The organism is Peribacillus sp. NPDC097197 (assembly GCF_050278025.1).
GTDB lineage: Bacteria > Bacillota > Bacilli > Bacillales > DSM-1321 > Peribacillus.
This window is the reverse complement of record NZ_JBNNST010000007.1, coordinates 74601-95498: the sequence shown is the minus strand read 5'-3', so window position 1 is coordinate 95498 and position 20898 is coordinate 74601. Positions and strand designations below refer to the sequence as shown.

Annotated in this window: 26 protein-coding genes; 9 read left to right on the top strand and 17 right to left on the bottom strand. The window is 41.2% G+C overall.

The window, feature by feature from the left end; translation table 11 throughout:
• Positions 1 to 120: 120 nt before the first annotated feature.
• Positions 121 to 987 (top strand): SDR family oxidoreductase, encoded by an 867-nt coding sequence (locus ACQKL6_RS11280; RefSeq protein ID WP_427651101.1) that lies wholly within the window; start codon positions 121 to 123, stop codon positions 985 to 987.
• A gap of 60 nt (positions 988 to 1047) precedes the next feature.
• Here the strand turns inward: ACQKL6_RS11280 and ACQKL6_RS11275 are convergent, their stop codons facing one another.
• The gene (locus ACQKL6_RS11275) at positions 1048 to 1383 is read right to left on the bottom strand and encodes a MerR family transcriptional regulator (RefSeq protein WP_403080368.1); all 336 of its coding nucleotides are present in this window, start codon (positions 1381 to 1383) and stop codon (positions 1048 to 1050) included.
• 74 nt (positions 1384 to 1457) lie between these two features.
• On the opposite strand from ACQKL6_RS11275, the gene ACQKL6_RS11270 reads away from it, so the two are divergent.
• Entirely contained in the window at positions 1458 to 2147 is a 690-nt protein-coding gene (locus ACQKL6_RS11270) for a type 1 glutamine amidotransferase domain-containing protein (protein ID WP_427651100.1), read from the top strand.
• 939 nt (positions 2148 to 3086) lie between these two features.
• On the opposite strand, the gene ACQKL6_RS11265 is transcribed toward ACQKL6_RS11270, so the two are convergent.
• The 3 genes from ACQKL6_RS11265 to ACQKL6_RS11255 form a co-directional block, all read right to left on the bottom strand.
• Positions 3087 to 4100, bottom strand: coding sequence for an LLM class flavin-dependent oxidoreductase (locus ACQKL6_RS11265; protein WP_427651099.1), 1014 nt, complete (start codon positions 4098 to 4100; stop codon positions 3087 to 3089).
• A gap of 97 nt (positions 4101 to 4197) precedes the next feature.
• Complete coding sequence (locus ACQKL6_RS11260; protein ID WP_402874996.1) at positions 4198 to 4500, bottom strand: ArsR/SmtB family transcription factor; 303 nt, start codon at positions 4498 to 4500, stop codon at positions 4198 to 4200.
• Positions 4501 to 4530: 30 nt separating this feature from the next.
• Positions 4531 to 5049 (bottom strand): GrpB family protein, encoded by a 519-nt coding sequence (locus ACQKL6_RS11255; protein ID WP_402987240.1) that lies wholly within the window; start codon positions 5047 to 5049, stop codon positions 4531 to 4533.
• A 271-nt stretch (positions 5050 to 5320) separates the two neighbouring features.
• Here ACQKL6_RS11255 and ACQKL6_RS11250 point away from each other — a divergent pair, with 271 nt between their 5' ends.
• A complete protein-coding gene (locus tag ACQKL6_RS11250; protein WP_427651098.1) occupies positions 5321 to 6022 on the top strand; it encodes a hypothetical protein in 702 nt (233 codons plus the stop codon).
• A gap of 170 nt (positions 6023 to 6192) precedes the next feature.
• Here the strand turns inward: ACQKL6_RS11250 and ACQKL6_RS11245 are convergent, their stop codons facing one another.
• The 4 genes from ACQKL6_RS11245 to modA form a co-directional block, all read right to left on the bottom strand.
• Positions 6193 to 6693 carry a hypothetical protein gene (locus ACQKL6_RS11245; protein WP_402875005.1) on the bottom strand — a complete coding sequence of 167 codons (501 nt, stop codon included), beginning with the start codon at positions 6691 to 6693 and terminating at the stop codon, positions 6193 to 6195.
• A complete protein-coding gene (locus tag ACQKL6_RS11240; protein WP_402875008.1) occupies positions 6690 to 7028 on the bottom strand; it encodes a hypothetical protein in 339 nt (112 codons plus the stop codon). The genes ACQKL6_RS11245 and ACQKL6_RS11240 overlap by 4 nt, the downstream gene beginning before the upstream one ends.
• Positions 7021 to 7254, bottom strand: coding sequence for a hypothetical protein (locus ACQKL6_RS11235; protein WP_402875010.1), 234 nt, complete (start codon positions 7252 to 7254; stop codon positions 7021 to 7023). The genes ACQKL6_RS11240 and ACQKL6_RS11235 overlap by 8 nt, the downstream gene beginning before the upstream one ends.
• Positions 7255 to 7380: 126 nt before the next feature.
• Positions 7381 to 8175 carry a molybdate ABC transporter substrate-binding protein gene (gene modA, locus ACQKL6_RS11230; protein WP_403080361.1) on the bottom strand — a complete coding sequence of 265 codons (795 nt, stop codon included), beginning with the start codon at positions 8173 to 8175 and terminating at the stop codon, positions 7381 to 7383.
• Positions 8176 to 8329: 154 nt separating this feature from the next.
• Here modA and ACQKL6_RS11225 point away from each other — a divergent pair, with 154 nt between their 5' ends.
• Together ACQKL6_RS11225 and ACQKL6_RS11220 are read left to right on the top strand one after the other, a co-directional pair.
• Positions 8330 to 9253 (top strand): substrate-binding domain-containing protein, encoded by a 924-nt coding sequence (locus ACQKL6_RS11225; protein ID WP_427651097.1) that lies wholly within the window; start codon positions 8330 to 8332, stop codon positions 9251 to 9253.
• A 141-nt stretch (positions 9254 to 9394) separates the two neighbouring features.
• Complete coding sequence (locus tag ACQKL6_RS11220; RefSeq protein ID WP_427651096.1) at positions 9395 to 10219, top strand: hypothetical protein; 825 nt, start codon at positions 9395 to 9397, stop codon at positions 10217 to 10219.
• A gap of 251 nt (positions 10220 to 10470) precedes the next feature.
• Here the strand turns inward: ACQKL6_RS11220 and ACQKL6_RS11215 are convergent, their stop codons facing one another.
• From ACQKL6_RS11215 to ACQKL6_RS11205, 3 genes are all read right to left on the bottom strand, one after another.
• Positions 10471 to 10701 carry a DUF3953 domain-containing protein gene (locus ACQKL6_RS11215; protein ID WP_402875021.1) on the bottom strand — a complete coding sequence of 77 codons (231 nt, stop codon included), beginning with the start codon at positions 10699 to 10701 and terminating at the stop codon, positions 10471 to 10473.
• Between the two features lie 145 nt (positions 10702 to 10846).
• Positions 10847 to 11185: a barstar family protein gene (locus tag ACQKL6_RS11210; protein WP_427651095.1), complete on the bottom strand. Its 339-nt coding sequence runs from the start codon at positions 11183 to 11185 to the stop codon at positions 10847 to 10849.
• 172 nt (positions 11186 to 11357) lie between these two features.
• A complete protein-coding gene (locus ACQKL6_RS11205) occupies positions 11358 to 11759 on the bottom strand; it encodes a hypothetical protein (protein ID WP_427651094.1) in 402 nt (133 codons plus the stop codon).
• Between the two features lie 50 nt (positions 11760 to 11809).
• Here ACQKL6_RS11205 and ACQKL6_RS11200 point away from each other — a divergent pair, with 50 nt between their 5' ends.
• Together ACQKL6_RS11200 and ACQKL6_RS11195 are read left to right on the top strand one after the other, a co-directional pair.
• Positions 11810 to 12034, top strand: a complete 225-nt coding sequence (locus ACQKL6_RS11200) for a hypothetical protein (protein WP_402875029.1) — start codon at positions 11810 to 11812, stop codon at positions 12032 to 12034.
• Positions 12035 to 12290: 256 nt separating this feature from the next.
• Positions 12291 to 13703, top strand: coding sequence for a polysaccharide deacetylase family protein (locus ACQKL6_RS11195; RefSeq protein WP_427651093.1), 1413 nt, complete (start codon positions 12291 to 12293; stop codon positions 13701 to 13703).
• 605 nt (positions 13704 to 14308) lie between these two features.
• On the opposite strand, the gene ACQKL6_RS11190 is transcribed toward ACQKL6_RS11195, so the two are convergent.
• The 3 genes from ACQKL6_RS11190 to ACQKL6_RS11180 form a co-directional block, all read right to left on the bottom strand.
• The gene (locus ACQKL6_RS11190) at positions 14309 to 14668 is read right to left on the bottom strand and encodes a hypothetical protein (protein WP_427651092.1); all 360 of its coding nucleotides are present in this window, start codon (positions 14666 to 14668) and stop codon (positions 14309 to 14311) included.
• On the bottom strand, positions 14637 to 14879 hold the full coding sequence (locus tag ACQKL6_RS11185; protein ID WP_427651091.1) for a hypothetical protein: 243 nt from the start codon (positions 14877 to 14879) through the stop codon (positions 14637 to 14639). Before ACQKL6_RS11185 ends, ACQKL6_RS11190 begins: the two co-directional genes overlap by 32 nt.
• A gap of 400 nt (positions 14880 to 15279) precedes the next feature.
• The gene (locus ACQKL6_RS11180; RefSeq protein WP_427651159.1) at positions 15280 to 15996 is read right to left on the bottom strand and encodes a YebC/PmpR family DNA-binding transcriptional regulator; all 717 of its coding nucleotides are present in this window, start codon (positions 15994 to 15996) and stop codon (positions 15280 to 15282) included.
• Between the two features lie 461 nt (positions 15997 to 16457).
• Here ACQKL6_RS11180 and ACQKL6_RS11175 point away from each other — a divergent pair, with 461 nt between their 5' ends.
• Entirely contained in the window at positions 16458 to 17168 is a 711-nt protein-coding gene (locus ACQKL6_RS11175) for a DUF4261 domain-containing protein (RefSeq protein WP_427651090.1), read from the top strand.
• A 108-nt stretch (positions 17169 to 17276) separates the two neighbouring features.
• Here the strand turns inward: ACQKL6_RS11175 and ACQKL6_RS11170 are convergent, their stop codons facing one another.
• Positions 17277 to 18251: an alpha/beta fold hydrolase gene (locus tag ACQKL6_RS11170; RefSeq protein ID WP_427651089.1), complete on the bottom strand. Its 975-nt coding sequence runs from the start codon at positions 18249 to 18251 to the stop codon at positions 17277 to 17279.
• Between the two features lie 175 nt (positions 18252 to 18426).
• Between ACQKL6_RS11170 and ACQKL6_RS11165 the strand changes: the two genes are divergently transcribed.
• The gene (locus ACQKL6_RS11165; protein WP_402875037.1) at positions 18427 to 18546 is read left to right on the top strand and encodes a DUF4023 domain-containing protein; all 120 of its coding nucleotides are present in this window, start codon (positions 18427 to 18429) and stop codon (positions 18544 to 18546) included.
• A gap of 67 nt (positions 18547 to 18613) precedes the next feature.
• Here the strand turns inward: ACQKL6_RS11165 and ACQKL6_RS11160 are convergent, their stop codons facing one another.
• Positions 18614 to 18907: a spore coat protein gene (locus ACQKL6_RS11160; protein WP_427651088.1), complete on the bottom strand. Its 294-nt coding sequence runs from the start codon at positions 18905 to 18907 to the stop codon at positions 18614 to 18616.
• A gap of 74 nt (positions 18908 to 18981) precedes the next feature.
• Positions 18982 to 20898: a vWA domain-containing protein gene (locus ACQKL6_RS11155; protein ID WP_427651087.1), complete on the bottom strand. Its 1917-nt coding sequence runs from the start codon at positions 20896 to 20898 to the stop codon at positions 18982 to 18984.

Here is a 20898-nt window from a genome sequence, read left to right as displayed (position 1 = left end):
AAAAAACAGCGATGATATTTGTAACCGTTTTCCTGTTAATCCGTTGGGAATTATATGTTTAACCGCCCTCCACGATGGCTAAAGTATTAGTAGATTACTATTTTGGAGGAGGAGATTTTTTTGAATATCTATGAACAGCAAAAAAACGGACAACCGGGACAAACACAGTCCAAACAGCCTGGAATTGAATCAGAGATGAATCCACTTCCGATTCAACCAACGGACTATGTAGGAAGAGGTAAATTAAAAGATCAAGTCGCCTTGATTACAGGTGGAGATAGCGGGATCGGACGTGCGGTCGCCATCGCGTATGCAAAAGAAGGTGCCCATGTGGTCGTAAACTATTTGAACGAACATAGCGATGCAGAGGAAACGAAGAAACTGATTGAAGCGGAAGGCGTGCGATGCCTACTACTTCCTGCTGATGTTTCCGTGGAATCGAATTGTAAGGAATTAGTTCAAAAAACATTGGACGAATTCGGTAAACTAGATATCCTGGTCAATAACGCAGCCGTACAATATCCGACCGAGAAAATCGAAGATATTACGGGCGAGCAATGGGACAAAACGTTCCGCACCAATATCTATTCCGTATTTTACATGAGCAAATATGCGGTTCCACATATGAAACAAGGCAATTCGGTCATCAACACGACATCCATCAACCCTTATAGAGGACACGCGACATTGATGGATTACACTGCGACAAAAGGTGCAATCGTCGGATTCACTCGAAGCCTCGCACAGAATGTGGCAAGTAAAGGAATCCGTGTCAACATGGTAGCGCCAGGCCCAATCTGGACTCCACTTATTCCAGCGACATTCGATGAAAAATCCGTAGCTGAATTCGGCACCGAGGCACCACTCGGCCGCCCAGGTCAACCAGCCGACCACGCCGGAGCCTACGTTTTACTCGCATCGAATGAAGGTGCCTACATTACAGGACAATGCATTCATATCAATGGCGGAATTACGATGTCATCTTAATCCCAGGATTCAAAAACGACCGGGGCACAAAGCCTTCGGTCGTTTTTTCAAGGAGCACTTTTAATTAACTATTTTTTTCTCGATTTCACGAATGTAAGCATTCAAAATACCAATTTGCTCCTCTAATTTTTTCTTATGCTGAAACAAAATTTCTTTAGTATCTATATCTTCTTGTTCTAAATGTATGGTTGACATGCTTGCTCGTATCTCTTCAATCGACATGCCTAGATTTCGGAAACATCTTATTAAATTAAGGATTTCTATGTCTTTATCATCGAATATACGATGTTCTTGTTTATTTCTTTTAATAGGAGGAAGTACGTTTATCTTTTCATAATATCGAATAGTGCTTGAAGGAACCTGAGCTAAACGGCTAGCTTCTTGAATGGAATACAAAATGCTTCCTCCTTGACTTAAAGTATGGTTTAACCTTTAAGGTAAATACTATCAAACAAAAAGGAGAATGTATAATGAAAAATATCTTAGTAGTAGTCACTAATGTTTCTAAATATCCAAATCAGGAACGTGCAACAGGATTATGGTTGGGAGAAGCCGTTCACTTCGTGGACGAGGTGGAAAAAGAAGGCTATAAAATCGATTACGTTAGTCCTAAAGGTGGGTTTACACCGATTGATCCACACAGCTTGGAAGCCGATCAAATGACTGAATTGGATTGGAAATATTATTCAAACAATGAATTCTTAACGAAACTAGGCACTACTTTATCGGCAGATGAGATTAATCCTAAAGATTATGATGCCATTTATTATACAGGTGGGCACGGGGTAATGTGGGATTTCCCTGAAGATGAAAAGTTACAAAGTATCGCTAGTGCAATCCATGAAAATGGCGGGATCGTCTCAGCTGTATGCCATGGTTCTGTAGGCTTATTAAATATTAAAAATGCAGAAGGTAACTATTTAATTGCTGACAAAAAGGTTGCAGGCTTTGCAAATACGGAAGAAATCGCACTTGGACTAGACAAAACGGTTCCATTCTTAACAGAAGATGAGCTTGTCAATAGAGGAGCCAATTACGTGAAGGGCGATGACTGGGCAGCATTCGCTGTAGCTGATAATCGCATTGTCACTGGACAAAATCCAGCATCAGGCGCGGCCGTTGCGAAAAAGGTCATAGAACTATTAAAATCCGCACAATAATAGTAGGGTATTCGAATCCAACTGCATCACGTCCCTGTGTCAGCCACTATTCTGACAACTGACATAGATGTATTTGCATTTTCTATAAAAGAAGAAGTAACCAGATGGAACATGGGTTGCTTCTTCTTTTTTTATTGGATGTAGAGATTGCTTGTTCAAGGTTGTTTGTCCAAATTAAATTACATTTACCTTCTAAATAAATCCTTCGTTTTTAAGAGCTTGAACGCCTTTTAAGTAGTTCTCCTTAGGGCGGGATACATCTCAACTCAGCCCTACTATTAAAGCACACACACTACTCTGCATTTTAATAAACATGACTTTTTTCGAAAATCTTCGAGATATTGCACTCATATTTATAGTATGATAAATATGGTTATTTTTGTATGTTTAGGTAAATTATATAAATCTGTGACCAAAACGAATGATATTAGGAGTCCAATCCTTGCCTTTGGTATTTACACAAGAAAATGGACAAGTAGTACCTTATTTACCTAATTCGGTATTCACCCACACACTGTACTAGTCGAAAAATTGAAACAAAGAAAACAGTTCGGTTGATTTTATGCATGTTTATGCATTCATACTTTTTATTTTTGTTCTTAATAACGACCATTAATTTAATACGTTCGTTATTTTTACTATATCAATATAATAAAAGGTGCATTTTCAGTGATTATTACGCATTATGAGGGGTTTTCGGCGATATCGGACTCATCAACAAAGTTTAGGTCTCTTTTGTTGATGAGTTTTTTGCAATTTTTCGAGAATCCCTCTCCATATCGGTCCATTTCGATGGTTTTTCGGTCAAGTTGCAGCTTTTATCGGTCAATATCAGTGTTTTATCGGTCAAATCCCACTATTTATCGGTCAAACGCCGCCACCCCAAGCTCCATCAACACAGAAAAACCCCCGGATGCAGGTGCACCCGGGGGTAGGTCGTCATTTAGTTTTAACGATTTGCGACATGATTTCGTACGAACGAACACGTGCTTCGTGATCGTAAATATGTGAGCAGACCATGATCTCGTCCACTTGCGTTTCATCAAGAAATGCTTGTAGTTCATGGCTGATTTTAGTGGAATCGCCGATGAATGTGTACTCCAACATCTGATTGACGGCGGCTTTTTCGTATGGACTCCAGTACGTATCCAGGTTATCGACAGGCGGTTTCAACAGTTCCTGCCCTCCCCTGATCACGTTTAGGAAGAACAATTTCAGGGAAGTCGCCAAGCGTTCGGCTTCCTCATTCGTATCGGCTGCCACTACATTCACGCAGGCGATTGCATAGGGTTCCTTTAACTGTTCAGATGGTTGGAAGGAATCTTTATAGAGCTTTAGCGCGTCCTTTAAATACGATGGAGCAAAGTGGCTCGCAAACGCATATGGCAAGCCCATCATGCCGGCAAGTCTTGCACTGAATAGACTCGATCCGAGTATCCATAGAGGGACATTCGTGCCTTCTCCAGGAAACGCCCGGACTGGACCGGATTTATTCGTGCTTAAATAGTTTTGCAACTCGACTATATTGGAAGGAAAGTCTTCCCCGGAGCCACCGACATTCCGTCGTAGGGCCCGTGCTGTTATTTGGTCCGTTCCCGGTGCTCGTCCCAAGCCTAAATCAATTCTCCCCGGATAAAGTGATTCCAGCGTCCCGAATTGTTCCGCGACCACTAGCGGTACATGGTTCGGTAGCATGATTCCTCCAGAACCGACTCTGATTTTGGTTGTACCGCCGGCGATATAACCGATTAATAGCGAAGTGGCCGAACTTGCGACACCTGGGCTATTATGGTGCTCTGCCAACCAATATCGTTCGTAGCCAAAGTCCTCTACTTTTCTAGCCAGATCAAGTCCATTGTGAAAGGAATCCGCAGGCACTTTTCCTTGTAAAACCGTCACTAAATCCAAAACGGATAAAGAAAGGTCTTGAAGTTGTTTATTCGTGTTTTTCATGTGTGTTATCCCTTCTTCCAACAATTTCATTTCAACATATCTAAATATGTAGATATGATATGGTAAAAAAATAGGCAGAGTTTCCGCGAAATTCTACCTATAACTCTTTTTTGATGAACTCCCCTAATTCCTTGATGACTTGCTCATTACGGCGATAATAGGTCCACTTACCAATCCGTTTGGATTCCAAGAGCCCCGCCTTTTGCATCATATCAAGGTAACTGGAGATGACCGATTGTGCGAGACCCGATTTTTCCTGGATACTCCCGACGCACACGCCATCATTGAACTGTCCATCATGTTGTTGATGAATAAAGTTTTCTTCAGGATTTTTTAACCACTGTAAGATTAACTGTCTTTTTTCATTAGATAATGCTTTAAAAATGAGTAAATGATCCATGGGTTCATTATATCTATTTAAGTAGATATGTCAATCAGGCGGATTGGCCCACTTTTTTGCCCGCTTATCGATCTCTTGTATATACTTGTTCTTTCCTTCTATGTATTCAGCCATCTCATTCGGGAACACCTTCGCTAACCTTTTCTTGAGTTGGCTGTACTTATGCGCTTCTTCTGGATGGGCAATCATATAATCCCTGAATCGTACGTGACGGGTAATTTCTTCATTGCCCCGTTGAAAGACATGAACATGATGAGTCCTCTTGTCCCCACCTTTCACGAAAAAACGTCGATGGGCGATTCCATACTCACCCATGGCTTCATACCCGATCCTATCCATATCCGCATTATACTCATCCACTCGATTCAACCACTTCACTTCAACCACCATATCGATGACCGGTTTGGCATGAATTGTAGGGATGGCTGTACTCCCAATATGATGGATGTTCAAAATATCGTTCACAAAGATCTTTAGTAACTTTTCGCATTCATCCTGAAACATGTGCGGCCACTTCTCCTGATGAGAGACAACCTCCACTTTCCTCATACGAACCACCTTCTTCTTACACGATTTCTCTTAAACGTTTTCTTACCGCACTCACCTCTTTCGCTCCGCTTCATTCATTCACACTAGCACTATACTCTTATGTTATATATTCTTGACCGATCGATAAAAACCCTTTCTATTATCCAATATAAGGAATTAACCAAGTGCCATCCTCCCCACTTCTTGATCATACACACAAACTGATATGGTTCTTTTTACCATTTTTGTGATATAGTTTAGTAATCATAATCGATCGACTGGGGGAGTCATTGTGGCAAAAAATACATCCGTGAAAGTAGTGTGGTGGCGCTTTTCCTTACTGTTCATCCTATTTTCTTCACTGTGGTTCTTTCTTTTCTATTGGATCAACAGGCAGATACATGATACGGGAGATGTCCTGTTTTACGGAACGCCCGCTAGTTCCTATTGGGTATATTTCATATGTGCAGTCGTATATGGCCTCACCACGTGGGGAATCTATTTTACGATGAAACAAGGGATCCATGAAAAATCCTTTCAGTCATTCAAAAAGGGCGCTCAATTTATGATGACATTAGCAGGATTGCCCCTCCTTCTTTCTTTGCCCTTTCTTTATTTAGGCGTGACACATGCCCTCGTAGTAAGTGACGAAAAGATTCAGTTTTCATCGTTCTGGAGTTTGAAAGAAACCGAGTATTCCTGGGAAAAAGATGTACAAGGCGTTGCCATCGACTATTCCATTACCACCACCACGAAGATTCCCCACAAACGTCATTTTAATGGTAGGTACATCATTCACTTTAAAGATGGGAAGAAAATCGATATGTGGGAAGGCATTTTGGAAGGAAATCTTCCTACGATCAAGAAGATAGATGAAATGATTCAAAAGAAGCAAATCCCTTTTGCGGTTCAACGAAAGCCATCTGCAGAAGAAATAGACGAATTCTTTAACAATAAAGACACTGAATTCATCAATGACCTTTATTCAAGGTGAAATTTTACATATTTTAAAAAGCCCGAATTGATTAATGGGAGTCAATTCGGGCTCACACTAGGTAAGTTTCCGCGTCAGTAGCCACCTTCATGCAAATCTTTAACAGAAGCTTAAATAAACGATTCCTCTAAAAAGGAATCGTCCGGCCTTCTCTTATTGACAAATGATCGTCACTTATAATCACGTGACCAATTAATAACGGGATCCTGAATACTCGGTTCATAATAAATTCCTGTGTACTCCTTCTCCTTGCCCGTGATTCTATTGGTCCGTGTCACAGTGTATTCTCCTTTATCGTAATTCTTCGTCCGATAAAATTTACGCACCTTAAATCCTTTATCTGGACCAATCAGTGTACTTTCCCCTCCGTACTCCCTCGGCTCATTTAAGCTTTCGGCCACAACACTTTCAATATCTAGAGGTGCTCCCTCAATCTTTACATCCGTATGATACACCCCATTCATTTTCTTCTTCACTTCTCCTGACGGCACGGATGCCACTTCAACCGTCTTATCCGTATGTTCCGAAAAGGATTTCGTGACGTTATATGTATACAAAACATGCATGGGACTGCTCTTCACCTTTTTTGCTAGCGGAGGAGTCACCGATATCATAATGACAATGGCTACAAGCAGGGTCAGTACAATAATGATTTTTCTTTTCCTTTTCATAATTTCTCCTTCTTTAAACGCTTTGGTTTATTAGGACCCACTACCAAAGTAGCAAACACTAAAACCAGAAGAAAAAGTATACACCCCAAACTCGTGTTATTTTCTGTAAAAAACGCATTCGGGACAAGCTGTGCACCTATCAGGATATTCAAGATATAGGTCGATAAAAACCCGGCGTAAGCGATGCAACGCAAATAGGATCCATATAACACCCTTTTTTGTATCGTTTCGTTATTTTTTCTAAGCAGTAATAACTGTTGAAGCTGCATGGCAAATCCGCATGTGAATGCGATGACCAAAATCCCGGTGATAAGATAATCCATCCCCTCACTCATTTGTACCTCCCCCTACTTCGTCTTCTTTGGTCCCTTTCTTATCACTATTATCTGCCCATAGCCACATCATAAAGGTATAAAATGTAACGTAAAACAATGAATCAAATAAGTTTTCCATCCAATGGAATTCATGCTCCTCTTTAAAATCCCAATATACCTTCATAGCAAAAATGCCAATAAAGAACAGGGTGAATTTCAAGTAAGCATGTTTTCTTATATAAGCCATCCAATTCTCCTATCCATCACAATCTGTGACCCCATTATATACGATTCGAACATGAAAAAGTTTCTAAATAAGGATTAAAATTGGATGATAACACAAAAAAAGACCGCCTAACCGGCGGTCCCTTCATCATTTTACATCCGTAAATCCGTATTCTTCAAAAATCTTCATGGCCTCTTCCGTTTGGAGGTAGCCATAGAATAACTGGGCTTCTTTTGGATGTGAGCTATCCTTGATCACACCTGCTGGATAGATGATCGGGTCATGTAAATCTTCCCCAGCCGTTGCGACGATATCCACTTTCGATGAAGTCAGCGCATCCGTTTTATACACCATGCCTGCATCGACATTCTCCGTTTCCACATATGTAAGCACTTGGCGAACATCTTTGGCATAGATCACATTCTCTTCAACCTCTTCCCAAAGACCGCTGTTTTTCAGCGTTTGCAACGCATACTGACCTGCGGGAACGGATTCAGGAGTGCCAATTGATAGTTTCGTAGCTTTCGTAACATCTTCCAACGTCTTGATCTCTTTATCCGATTCCTTTGAAACCACCAACACAAGCTCATTGCCGACTAGGTCGGTGCCTTGTTTTTCATCGATAAGCCCCTCATCGACTAACGTATCGAATTTATCTTCTGCCGCTGAGAAAAATAGGTCGACAGGTGCTCCTTTGGAAATTTGTTGTTGTAGTGCTCCTGACGCTCCAAAATTAAAGTTCACATTCACATTTGGCGTTTCTTTTTCAAAACTTGCTTTAATGTCGTTCAAGGCATCCTGCAAACTTGCAGCTGCCGAAATGGTCAAATCGACTTGCTTCGTTGCTTCCTGTTTTTTCGTTTCTGTGTTTTCATCCGATGAACATCCAGCTCCGATTATCATGACAAACATAATCGAGATAATAAGATATAATTTCTTCAAAATCGATCTTCCTTTCTTTCTAGTTATAATTAGTTATAACTAGTTATAACTAATTATAATAATAAAAAGGATGAAATGTAATACTTAATTTTTCCCTCTTGTAATTTATTTATGTAAGCCACTAGGATACAATAAAGTTGGAGGGATGCACATCATGTCGAAAGAGCTATCCTATACGATCGAAGAAGTATCACAATTATTAAAGGTATCCAAACTAACGATCTATGATTTGGTTAAAAAAGGCGAGCTACCCATCTTCCGGGTCGGCAGGCAGATGAGAATGGATGCAAAAGACTTGGACGACTACATTCAAGGTCATAAGTCCCCATCCACCACAGCTCCGGTTACCGAAAATCAAAAAGCGCAATCGAAGGAATCGCATAACCTTGTCATAAGCGGACAAGATATGGTCCTAGATATTCTTGGTCAATATATCGAAAAGGATTCACCTTATAAAACGTTACGGTCCTACACCGGCAGTTTGAACGGACTGATCTCGATGTACAACGGGGAAGCGGATATTGCCAGCATGCATATGTTTGACGGAGATACAGGAGAATATAACCTTCCTTACATAAAGAAAATTTTGGTTGGATATCCCTATATGTTAATCAACCTTGTTTCAAGGAAAGCAGGTTTTTACGTCCAAAAGGGCAACCCGCTCCATCTCCACACATGGTCTGACTTGAATCAGGACTTGACGATCATCAATCGTGAAAGAGGGTCCGGCGCCCGTATCCTGCTTGATGAGCAGCTTAGACTCCATCAGATATCCGCTCAAAGCCTTAAGGGCTATGAACACGAAGAAACCAATCATCTGAGTGTGGCCTCGACTGTCTCGGCAGGGATGGCGGATGTTGGGATTGGTATCGAAAAGGCGGCCAAAATCGTCGGGGTGGACTTCGTTCCATTAATAACCGAACGGTACGATTTGGTCATTCTAAAGACTCCGAAAAATGACCAGCTTCTAACGATGGTTAAGGAGATATTAACATCGAAACCCTTTCAGTCCGAAATCAACGCATTGGGTGATTACGACATATCCAGGACGGGTTCGATCATTTGTGAAACATTTTAAACGGGGAGGACTCTTTGAGGAGCCTTCCCGTTTGGCATGCCTTCCAATCATTAATAATTTTTCCTCTGTAAAAGCAGGCTTGATGACGAAGGATAGTGAATATAGTAGGAAACACTATTTCTTTTATAGGAGGCTTTGAACGTGAATGTTCTAGGAAAATACAAAGAATTCCCCGCTGCTCTTCAGGCATTGACTAAATTAGATCAAGATTTACAAAAGGAGGGACACAGCTTATTCGATCAGTTATCCCTATTCTTACAAGATGATGATTATTCCTACGATGTCACGCCCTATGATGTCATCCCATTTGCAAGCATTGGGGCTGATGGGATTCACTATGGGTTCCTCACCGATTTTGGCAGGGTGCAACAATTAGACGAGGCCTTCATCGTTTGTGTGAGCCCCATGAATTTCGGAAATCACGTAAAAATCATTGCTAGAAATCTTGCAGAATTCATAGATGTAATTCTGACCTTGAATGATGCCTCGGTGATCGAAAACCTATTAGGTTATTCAAAAAAAGAAGAATATCAGGAATTTTCGGATTGGGTCACTAAAGAAGCAACCGCGGATCCGGAGTTTTCAGCGCAAAGTGCCTACGTCTGCAACAGGATCCAACAAGAACTCAACCGTAAACCCCTTGATGATTTATACGAATATGTCGAAGTCACTGTACGTGAGCAAAGAAAAAAAGTGGCCTCCCTCCCTACTTTTGATACATTAGGGGTTGTAAGCGATGACCGTCCTAATCAGGAGACATTTTCCATGAACAGAGATTCAACGATCAATCTAAAAGATTTGGGGGAATTTTTTGATAGAAGTGATGAGGCAACCAAATTAGCAACCATCCGAAACTTGCAATACTTCTACCTCATACAAGAAGACGATGAATTGAAAGAATGTGTGAAAACCGAAATGCTGAAGATGGGTTTGACGGATGAAGTGAACAGGATGGACATGACATGATAAGTGAGGCGTTCCCCAGGTGTTAATAACGGATGAACTATATGGAATCTGCTTCTACCTTATCAGAAACTATTAAAACGATGAACGAAAGCGCTAAACGGAAAGCCAAAAAAGGAATGTACGTGAAGATCATTTCAAACTGACCATCGTCTCCCCCTCTGATTCAAATCAATAGAAAAAGCATGTTTTGAAACCGATCAAAACATGCCCTTCTATCATTTATTGTTCTTTCAAAATAGGCTGCCTACCTGTTAGCCCATGAAAAAACTCTGGATGGAAACCAAGAAAACAAAGAAAGCAATCCCGATGCTCAGGTGTCCCTTAAAGCCTTTTTTGTCTTTTTGAAGTTCGGCTATCCCTGTCACCAATATAAGCGCCCCTAAGAAAAACATATAATATGGCATTAACTCGGTTTCAGTTTTTAGACTATAAGTGGCTAGACTAATAACCATGGCTGCTAAGATGATTTTTACTACTTTCAAGGAATTAATTCCTCCTATTTATGTATGATTTCTTAATCATACCATTTATCATCTTTTCATTTATGAGGACATTGAACGTTTCTTTAGTTTACTGACGTGCTGGGGCCAAATAAAAAAGGCTGCCGCAGCAACCTTCTCCAAAATACTAGCCTCTATTTACATTCAGCCATTCTTCATTATTCCATTCAGCAGGCATGCCGCCTAAACGCGGGAATTTGATTGTCGCGTCATTCGATTGGACAAAAGCTAGTAATTTAATGTCCTCCAGTAAAAATCGCCAAGCGTTTGTTTGAACGATATCCAACAATCGATAAGCAACTTCCGGTTCCTTATTTGCGAATAAGTCGTAATTCTTAAACACCAAGACCATCCCTCTTCCTTCTGGGGCCATATCTGATAAACAGTCATGAAAGGCATCCAAATTCTTTCCGTAATAATCCGGAAAGTGGAGTATCGATGCCAAGTCATTATGGTAACTTTCCACTTTCCAAATCCCACTTTGAACAATCCATTACATGGATTTCGAATCCTTCACGAGAAATATCTGAAATACATGCATCCAATAATTCTGTCCTCTGAAATAGCTTAACAGCACCATTTAAAAGGAGACTTTTCCAAAGTTCCACGGTCATCACCTCGCTAAAGAATCAATAAAATTAAAAGAACAAACGAATGGGTGGTGGATAGCCTGCTTCGGGTAAAAAATAAGCAACGAACGTGAAAAAAGTGATCAATACAGAAAAGAATAGGATGCATAGCGAGATGGCACCATATGATTTTTTCGCTAGTAAATAGGCGCTGATCAATAAACTGACAAACCCAATCACCAAGCCAGTAGCAGCACCTATATAGACATGCAGGTTAGAAAGAACTCCGGTGAAAAAAACGAAGAAAAATATGGATTCCAGTATGATGGCAAGGGCCAGTAAACCTTTTGATTTTCGCTCTGATATTTCCGTAGTTTTTATTTTAACCGCTCCCTTCCCTTGGCCATTCCGCCTATTCCCTCCGAAGGAATAACCAATTATTTCAAAACCGCTTCCTAAATGTAACCACAATTGTATAATATAGAGAAGACATAAAATTCCACTTGAGGGGAGGGCACATTATGGTTGGCACAATAACCGTTGTCATGATATTCTCTATTCCTATTATCGCGATCGTGACAAACCATTTTCAGGAACAAGCGAAAATTAAGCATAAAATGCTTAAAGACGAAATAGAACTCGAAAAACTCAAACACGAAAACTATCTGATAGAAACAGAGAAGTTGAGGATTGAACTCGATCAAATGAAGCTTCATTCTCCTGCCGATGAATCCAAAACTCTCTAATCTTTTTCCGCTTAGAAACAGAGGTCAACATGGACGTTCATTCCTTCCACCACGATACACTTCAACCTCCGCTTTTTTCATGAAACGGTCCCATTACTTTTGATAATAAATACCACTTCTATAGGCACAAGGAAGGTCATATCTTAGTTAAAAACCACTAGGGAAAATTCACCCTATAAAAAATGAATTATTTTACAAACTTTTAAGGCTTTTGTAGTTATATTATAGTAGAATTATCACGAGGTGGGAAAGCATCATGAGCAAATCAAATTATAAAAAAGTATTTATTTCTCTTTTATGTCTAACTGTGGTTTTGGGCTTGTCCGGATTGGCTATTAAACTGTTGAAAAATAAGCATACCGTTTCCGCTTATTCCATAGATGAAAATTATCCAGAGGCGGATATTCAAACGGATGTTAACGATTATACAAAAGGTGGATTTTCAGTAAGCAGGCCGATATTCCATCAAGAGTCAATCGATGAGCAGCTAGAATCCTATATTCATAAAGAAATAAAGGCGTATCAAAAGAAATGGAAGGCTGTCGATGGGGAAGCTTCCTCTGAGTTGAACATCACGTATGAAATCCTTCATTTCAGCAAACAAACCATCACAATTTCCTTCGATAAATATCAACAAATTGCAGGTAAAAAACAATCGGAATATAACATTTTCACATATGATATTCCCTCTCAAGAAATCCTCTCTTTAGATGACATTTTTTATTCTGATACTGATTATTTATCGGTCTTATCCGACATTGCCTTTGAAGAGTTACATGATAATAAAGACAAAACACTTACCGAAGACATGATCAAGAAAATGACAGATCCGAAAATGGACAATTTCGATTCATTTTCCGTATTGAAGAATACGCTGGTTTTCTATATGAAACCGAAAAAAGACGGAGATTCATCCACCATACAATCCATCGCTATCAAAAAAGAGTTATTCAAAGATAGCTTGCTAGATACATATCAAAACAAGGAAATGAATCAAGACCGCGTGAAAGAAAGGCAGCCCAAGCATATTGTCGCCAAGCTTCCTCCAAAGAACGATTGGATTGATCCTTCACAAAAGGTGATCGCCCTCACATTCGATGACGGACCTCACCCTGACAATACCATGGCCATCCTGAAGTCCTTGAACAAACATCAAGCACATGCGACCTTCTTCGTATTAGGAAGCCGTGTCGAGCACTATCCAGAGGTCTTGCAAGAAATGATTGCACAAGGAAATGAAATCGGGAACCATTCCTGGGATCATCCGCAACTGACACGCCTAAATAAGAAACAGATCAAGAGTCAAATTAACAAAACACAACTTGCCGTCCTAAAAGCCAGTGGTTACGAGCCATCCCTTATCCGTCCGCCATATGGTGCAATAAATGACAAGGTCCGCAAACATATAGGCGATATGGATGTCGCACTCTGGGAAATAGACCCGGAAGACTGGAAGCTCCGGAACAAGAAGAAAGTGGTCCGCAAAGTCATGAACAAAGCGGAAGACGGGAAGATCATCCTTATGCATGACATTTACAAAACTAGCGCCCAAGCGGCTGATGAAATCATCAAACAGCTGGACCAGCAAGGCTACCAACTCGTTACCGTGTCCGAACTTGAAAAAGTGAAGCAAGACCGTAAACGATATGGAATCAAAGTAAAAGAATAAATGCGAAGAGCCTGTTTGGTCATCCAAACAGGCTCTTTACTGTAAAAAGGGGCTAAACCGAAAGTACTTCATACGATACTCGAACAGAAACCGCTTTATGTAGAATTCAACAAAGCCTGGGACACGCCGATCCCAAGACCACAATGATCTATAGATATAGATATTTTTCTACAACAACCAAAATTGAGCAGCTTGAGAAAGAATAGATTTTCACAGTATAGGCGCCTTTGCTGTCTCTAATATTTTTTAAGGCTGCCTTAACCCGTACCTTGGCCTTCTCTAAAAAAATACCTACAGAAGAAACACTCTTTTCTAAGTGTCCAATCTATAGGTATCCGTTTAGGTAAGCTAGATTCTCTTTTTACTTTTGATAAGTAGGTTTATTTATAGCGATTAAAACCCAAAAAACCATAATAATAGGGATAAAGAATAGGTTTACATTAATTCTTTCATGTACCACCAGAGAAAATACATCATTAATGATTAAACTGATTAAACTTAATAGAACACATATAAGTAATGAATGTGTAGCTAATTTTAATTTTTTCACCCTCGAAAATTCAGGTACGTTAAACATAAAAGTTCACCCCTTAGTTTCGATCATTTTACCAGTATCCTAGAGTTTTACAGGCACTTTTAACCTTAGGTCGATTGTTTCCCCATTTATGGCAAGCTTTATTGGCACCCAACTTGTACATATCTTGAACAATAGTAGTTGCTATTGTCATACCAACAATTGTTCCAAAAATCACTTTAAGCGTTTTTTCAAGAGCAGTTGGTGGAGCAGCATGGCGCCCCTTGGCCTCAGCTGTAAGTTCCTCAATTTGTATTATATCATCTTGTTTAAGAATTTCTTTTTCAAGAAACTTTGACTCATTTGTAATCCCATTTAACTCTTCAACAGAAATATCTGCTAGTGCTAGTTTAAGATTATCAAGTGCTAGATAATCCATTACTTTTAGCATAATCTAAGTCTAATAATATTTTATTATCCTCTTCTGCTATTCCATTTTGGATAATCTCTAAAACTGATAGGATTTTTCCCTTTTCAACTTCTGTTGGTAATTCATCAGCATATGCAGAGCTCTTTGTTTTAATAGATATCGGTGAAAGTACGATACCAAAAAGTAATACTAGTGAAATAACATAATACCCCCCTGTCAAATATAGAGGCATAAAACACTAATATATTAAAACAACTTATTACCAATTATTTCCTATACTAAAAAGGCACTTAATCAATTGATTGAAATTTTTATGTAATTCCGTATTTCAGCGAATTTTCATCTCCTTTGTAGGTAAATCAGGCCGGTTATTCCCCGTATAGATCCTTCCGGTCGCAGCCGTGTAGAATGAATAGGCTATCTGTGTGTGTCCGTTCATCTTTCACATAATAACTTCTCTCAGGACTTTGTGTACTTTCTTTGGTTTCACCCTTATCAAATTTTATCCGGTGGAAAAAAAGGTGTCTTTCCATTTTGAAACAAAAAAAACTGTAGGCACACTCGATTTTAATCGAGTGTGCCTACAGTTTAAGGCCTGTGATTATATCTCACAGGCCCGCTTTTCTATATGATCAACCAAGATCCACATTGTGGTAAACTTGTTGAACGTCTTCTAAGTCCTCTAATGCATCAATCATTTTTTCGAATTGCTCTTGTGCATCAGCAGGAAGTGTTAGGTCATTTTGTGCAAGCATGGTAAGCTCCGCAACCGTGAACTCCGTGATGCCTACATCTTTGAATGCTCGTTGTACAGCATGGAATTGATCAGGTTCCGCATACACGATAACCGAATCTTCTTCATCGATGATATCACGAACATCAACGTCCGCTTCCATCAATAATTCTAGTACTTCTTCGGAATTCTTTCCTTCTATTCCGAAAACGGCCGTGGCATCGAACATATAGGCAACAGATCCGCTGACCCCCATGTTTCCTCCATTTTTACCGAAAGCGGCACGTACATCAGAAGCAGTACGGTTAACGTTGTTCGTCAGTGCGTCCACAATCACCATGGATCCATTAGGTCCGAAGCCTTCATAGCGAAGTTCATCATAGTTCTCTTCAGAACCGCCTTTTGCCTTCTCGATTGCACGGTCAATGATCGCTCTTGGTACATTGTACGTTTTCGCACGTTCCAATACGACACGTAAAGCCTGATTCGATTCCGGATCAGGTTCACCTTGTTTGGCTACCACATAGATTTCACGTCCGAATTTTGCATAAATACGGCTAGTATTCGCATCTTTAGACGCTTTTTTTTCCTTGATATTATTCCACTTACGACCCATTATATTCCACTCTCTTTCATCTTTGGATAAACAAAAATCGATTGATATGGTAAATTCCATTACCATTTTTCCATAGATTCACGAGTAAATCTACAAATTATATTCTAGTAAAAATATCACATACCGTCACTCGCTTATATTATACATCAATTGCATTAATTTGAAAAAGTCCTACACACTATGAATTTTCCACTAGAAAAAGTATCAGGTCTGCCTTCTGTTTCTTATCCCTACAGTAATCATGGCCAGAATCAGGAAGACCATCCCTATACTCACGCCAATAAGCATGGAATATTCCGAGATACTCCTTAACGCTAACCCCGAAAAAATGCAGGAACTGAATAAGAGCAAACAAATCGAGGTGTAATTTTTCAAAAGAATCGCCCCTTTTCCACTATTATACAATAAGACAAACCGGCAGAAGACGTAGTATAGTAAAAAAAAGAAAGTCGAGGTGCGTCATGACGGAAATTATTATCGGAATACCTGGAGTGTGGAAGAACCGCACGGAATTGATTCAGGCGGTGGCTACGCAAAGCGATGGATACCAGTTGGCTGGACAAGTATTGCATAACCAAGAAAAAGGCATATCGTTTCATGTTGAAGTGTATGATTATGAACCACATTTGAAAGAGGCTTTCTCTTATGCCAGTAAAGGGGAGTTTCCTGAACGTTTGTTAACCGAAATCGATCAGCATACCTTCACGGTCTATATCATTGCCGAAGTATCTGACTTCGAGGCCGTCATAAACCTGATTGATGCTGGGTCGGCCTTGCTTAAAGCTGGCGGCATGGCTGTAAAAATCGAAACGGCGGGCATGGCTCATACGAAGGAAGCCTGGCAAACTTTACAGAAGAACCCGGATGTCATCCCGGTATATGCCCACTTTGTCACCATCATTGGTGAGGAAGACCACTATGGTTCGTTCGGAATGAAGGCATTCGGCCTTCCCGATATCGTCACGCTCAACACGATGAGCCCAAAAGATGCGGTGACGTTACTGAGCACCTTCAACTTTTATAACCTTGGGGAAAGACCTACCTTCACAAATGGCCAGGATTTCCGGATAAAATCGGATGCCCCCACCTTTACATTGACTAGCCGTCAAGACTTCAGGTACGAGGAAGACCATCCTTTTTACAACCCGTATGGATTGTGGAGTTTAGAGTAATAAATGTGTTATACCATATAACGATCAGGAAGCCACTTATACAGAATAGGTGGCTTTTTCATAAATTTTTCTCCCTGTTCCTTCAAGGTGTTTACCGACAGCTCCCCTTTACCGGTCTTCTAATTGTGCCGTGAAATGACGAACATGTTCACCCATTTCCTTATAGCGCGTCCAATGAAGATAATGATGGCCTTCTAAGACCACGAGTTCATTTAAAGGGTTCTCCCCCAATTGCTCTTGATAAAACGTTTCATTCGATTTACCATCTTCTGTTACCTTATCTCTTTTGGCAGCAAAGATCAGGAGCGGCATGTTTGAAGGGAAGGACATCTCCTTCGTCTTGTTCACATTCTCCTCTATCGCATTTGCTTCATCGACAATATTTCGGTTGTACACTTTCCAAGCCGCAATCGTTTTGGTCATGTCTAGATTTTCTTCTGAATATATACCCTCATCCGCAATCGGCAGGACATTTTCCGCGCTCACGTAAGAAGCTATTCGTGCCAATCCAGTGGGTGCAACATACTTCAAATAGGCAGGCATGCTAGGAGCAGGCTCCTCAAAATACTCCAATGCCTTCGGTAACGTGAAATCCACTCCGATAATGGCCTTGATCTCGTTTGGATATTCATGGGCATAGTACATGCTATAGATTCCGGATAGGGAGTGGGGCATCAATATGTATGGACCTTCTATCTTTGATTTTTTCAGGGCCGTTCGTATTTCCTCCACGATATTTTCCACGGTCCTCTCCTTATCTGTCAGCTCACTCCAACCATAGCCAAATGGCTCCACTACGACGATTTTATTATCCTTTGCCATCTCGTCAATCAATGGTTCGTAATCCAAGACAGGCGCCGCCGTTCCTAAACCGCTTAATAGAACAATCGTATGCTCCCCCTCGCCTTTGGTATACACATGCATCTCCTTTCCATCCACTTCCACCATTTGCCCCCATACCGGGTGTTTCTTTTGTTCATAGGCCTTCATGACCGTATGGAAAGCGACCCAAGCCAAGGATATGGCCACAACAAATAATAGGATTGACCGTATGACCCTGAGCGTCCTATTTCTCTTTTTCATGTTCATCCCCTTTCCCTTCTATATAAATGACGCTCCAGGTTCGGAAAAGGATACAGGATAATTTGTTAAGTTATGGATGTTCTCGCCACACAGGGTAAATTCCGGCTCAATTTCCTCATGAATCATAGTCGTTCTGGTTATAGTAAAAAAGAATATAACGGAGGAGGTTTTATGCATGGAACGTTCTGAGGAATTTGTTGAGAAGATCAAGGAACAGCAAAAAAAAGAAGCGGATAATAAACGCCGTCAGGGGAACGGACACCCAGAGAAAAGGTTGCCGAACAAACAGCATTGATCAAAGAGCCAAAAAAGAGCTAGAAGAGGTCATACAAGGACCTCCACTAGCTCTTTTTCCTGTTTCATTATTGCTGATATCCGCCGCCTTGGCCCATGCCGCCATGCATCGGGTATGGATGGAAGGCTCCTCCATGTCCGCCCATGCCACCTGGCATCTGCATGGGAAAGCTATTCTGTCCGCCATAACCGTGTTGCATCGGAAATCCTCCTGGAAAGCCCATTCCCGGATGACCACCCATGCCACCAAACATCGGATACCCAACTGGTTGACCAAACCCTCCTGGAACACCATATCCTCCAACTCCCGGGAATCCCCCGAAGTTTCCATATCCGCCAAAGTTCTGTCTTGTGTAGTACATCTCTGTCACTCCTCATCTAGGTTACAGTCTAGAATATGATGAATAGACAGAAGCGTGCTCAAAAATTCCAGGCGTCAAATGGTCTTTAATAACAGTTTCTTCAACAGCGGGGTAAAGTGCTCTGGCAATTCAGATACAGTGGGAACCATCAGCCTTTCTTTGCCATAGATGTTTTTCATCGTCAGTTCTTCGCTTTCCTCGATACTTCCATCCGCTAGAAACATGCCAATGACATCGATTCCCTTTTTACGTGCTTCGGATACGGCAAGATGCGTATCGACGATCCCATTCTGGTCGTAATGTGCAGCAGCCGGTTCGCCATCGGAGAAGACGAGCAGAAAGCGATTCTTCTCCCGCCTTCTTTCCAATTCCTTAGTGGCGACGCGGATGCTGTAACCGTCCCGATTATCTTCCTCAGGTTCAAGCTGCATGATTTTCACGCCGGCATTCTGGTAAAGAGAATCGGAATGGGAGTGAATCACGTGAAAATAGTTCGGTTGGTACCCTTCTTTCACATCATTGGCGTCTTCCCAAAATCCGACGATTGAATGGGGGATTTTCAATTTCTTCAGCACTTCATGAAAGAGGACAATGCCACGCTTCGTTTCATCCATTTTATTGTGCATCGAGGCCGAGCAATCGACAAGAAGTGTGAACACGGCATCGATTTCCTTGGACTCCTGGTTCTTTTTATAAAAGACCCTCGGGTTTTCATCCAGTACGAGTGGCAGCAACTTCTTGGATAACCTTCCGAACGCCAAATCTCTTCTTGGTGCATTCTTCTTATTTTCAAGCGTCTTTTCGATGGTGCTGGAAAGCTTCCGCTTGAAAGGTTCGATGTCGGCCACGAACTCTCGATACCGTTTTTCCTCATCGATTGTTGACGCCCTCGCCTCTTTGGTTATCATGACGGCATCTTTATTATCCTCGCCAAAAGGATAATCACCGCTTTTCCCGGGTTTCGTTTGCTTTTTCTCGAGTGTCTCCTGTTGCTTGTAGTCCTTTTCTTTACTTTCACCGGAAGAGCCTTGAATCGAGGCCAACGCCTGGTCAGCATCTTCCGCTTCCCGTGCACCGCCGCCTAGCATGCTGGTTTTCGTCCCCTGCTCCAGTTCAAACTGAAGGAAGGTGGAAGGATTTTCGCCATTCTTATTCTCCCGGTGCCATGTCGAGAACTTTTCATCGATGAACTCGCTATCCTCTTCATCCACATCTTCTGTGTCATCATTCGACAGCTCATCGTTTCGCGTCAGTTCATCGAAAAGCGTGTTGGCCGTATACTGTTCCACATTCGCGACCGGGAAGATGAAATACTCATTCATGCTATCTTGATACTCTTCATTCAAACGGAAGACGATTTGTTCGCATATCCTCGTGATATCACTCGTTTTCCTTGCTTCAAACACCATATAAATCAACGGTTTGATTTTTTCCAATGCCTCCACCTGGCGTTCGTTGGCTCGTGGAAAAATCGGATCCGGACGATCGGAATGAAGCAGTAAATAAATCAGGCAGAACAGTTCATCAAGTGCAAAGCTCCTCGTTACGTTCGCAGCCGATTGCGTTTCAAAGTATTGCGTAAGATACGCCTCGCGTATAGAAAACCACTTCTTTGTTCCCGGGCGCTCTTTTTTGATCAATTCTTCAAGTCGTACATCTTCGAATAAGGTAAACAGCTCTGCCGAAAACTTTGGAAGCCCGCTTTCCTCGATGACTTCCCGATAGGACTGTAAATCCTTCACGCTCGAATGATGAAGGGTCCCAATCGTCCTGAGAAGTACATCCGTCTTCAATCCTGCAGCCTTTACCTCTCGGTTGCCGTTTTCCCAAAAATGACTCGCCGTGACTTTACTGTTTACAGAATCAAGGAAAGATCCATAGTTGTATTCAAATTCCAGTTCAGGAATACCGGATAAAACCGTCGATAAATCCTGAAGCTGCAAAAAAAGCGCCGTATCAATAATTGAATCGTTGAATCGAATATACTTCAT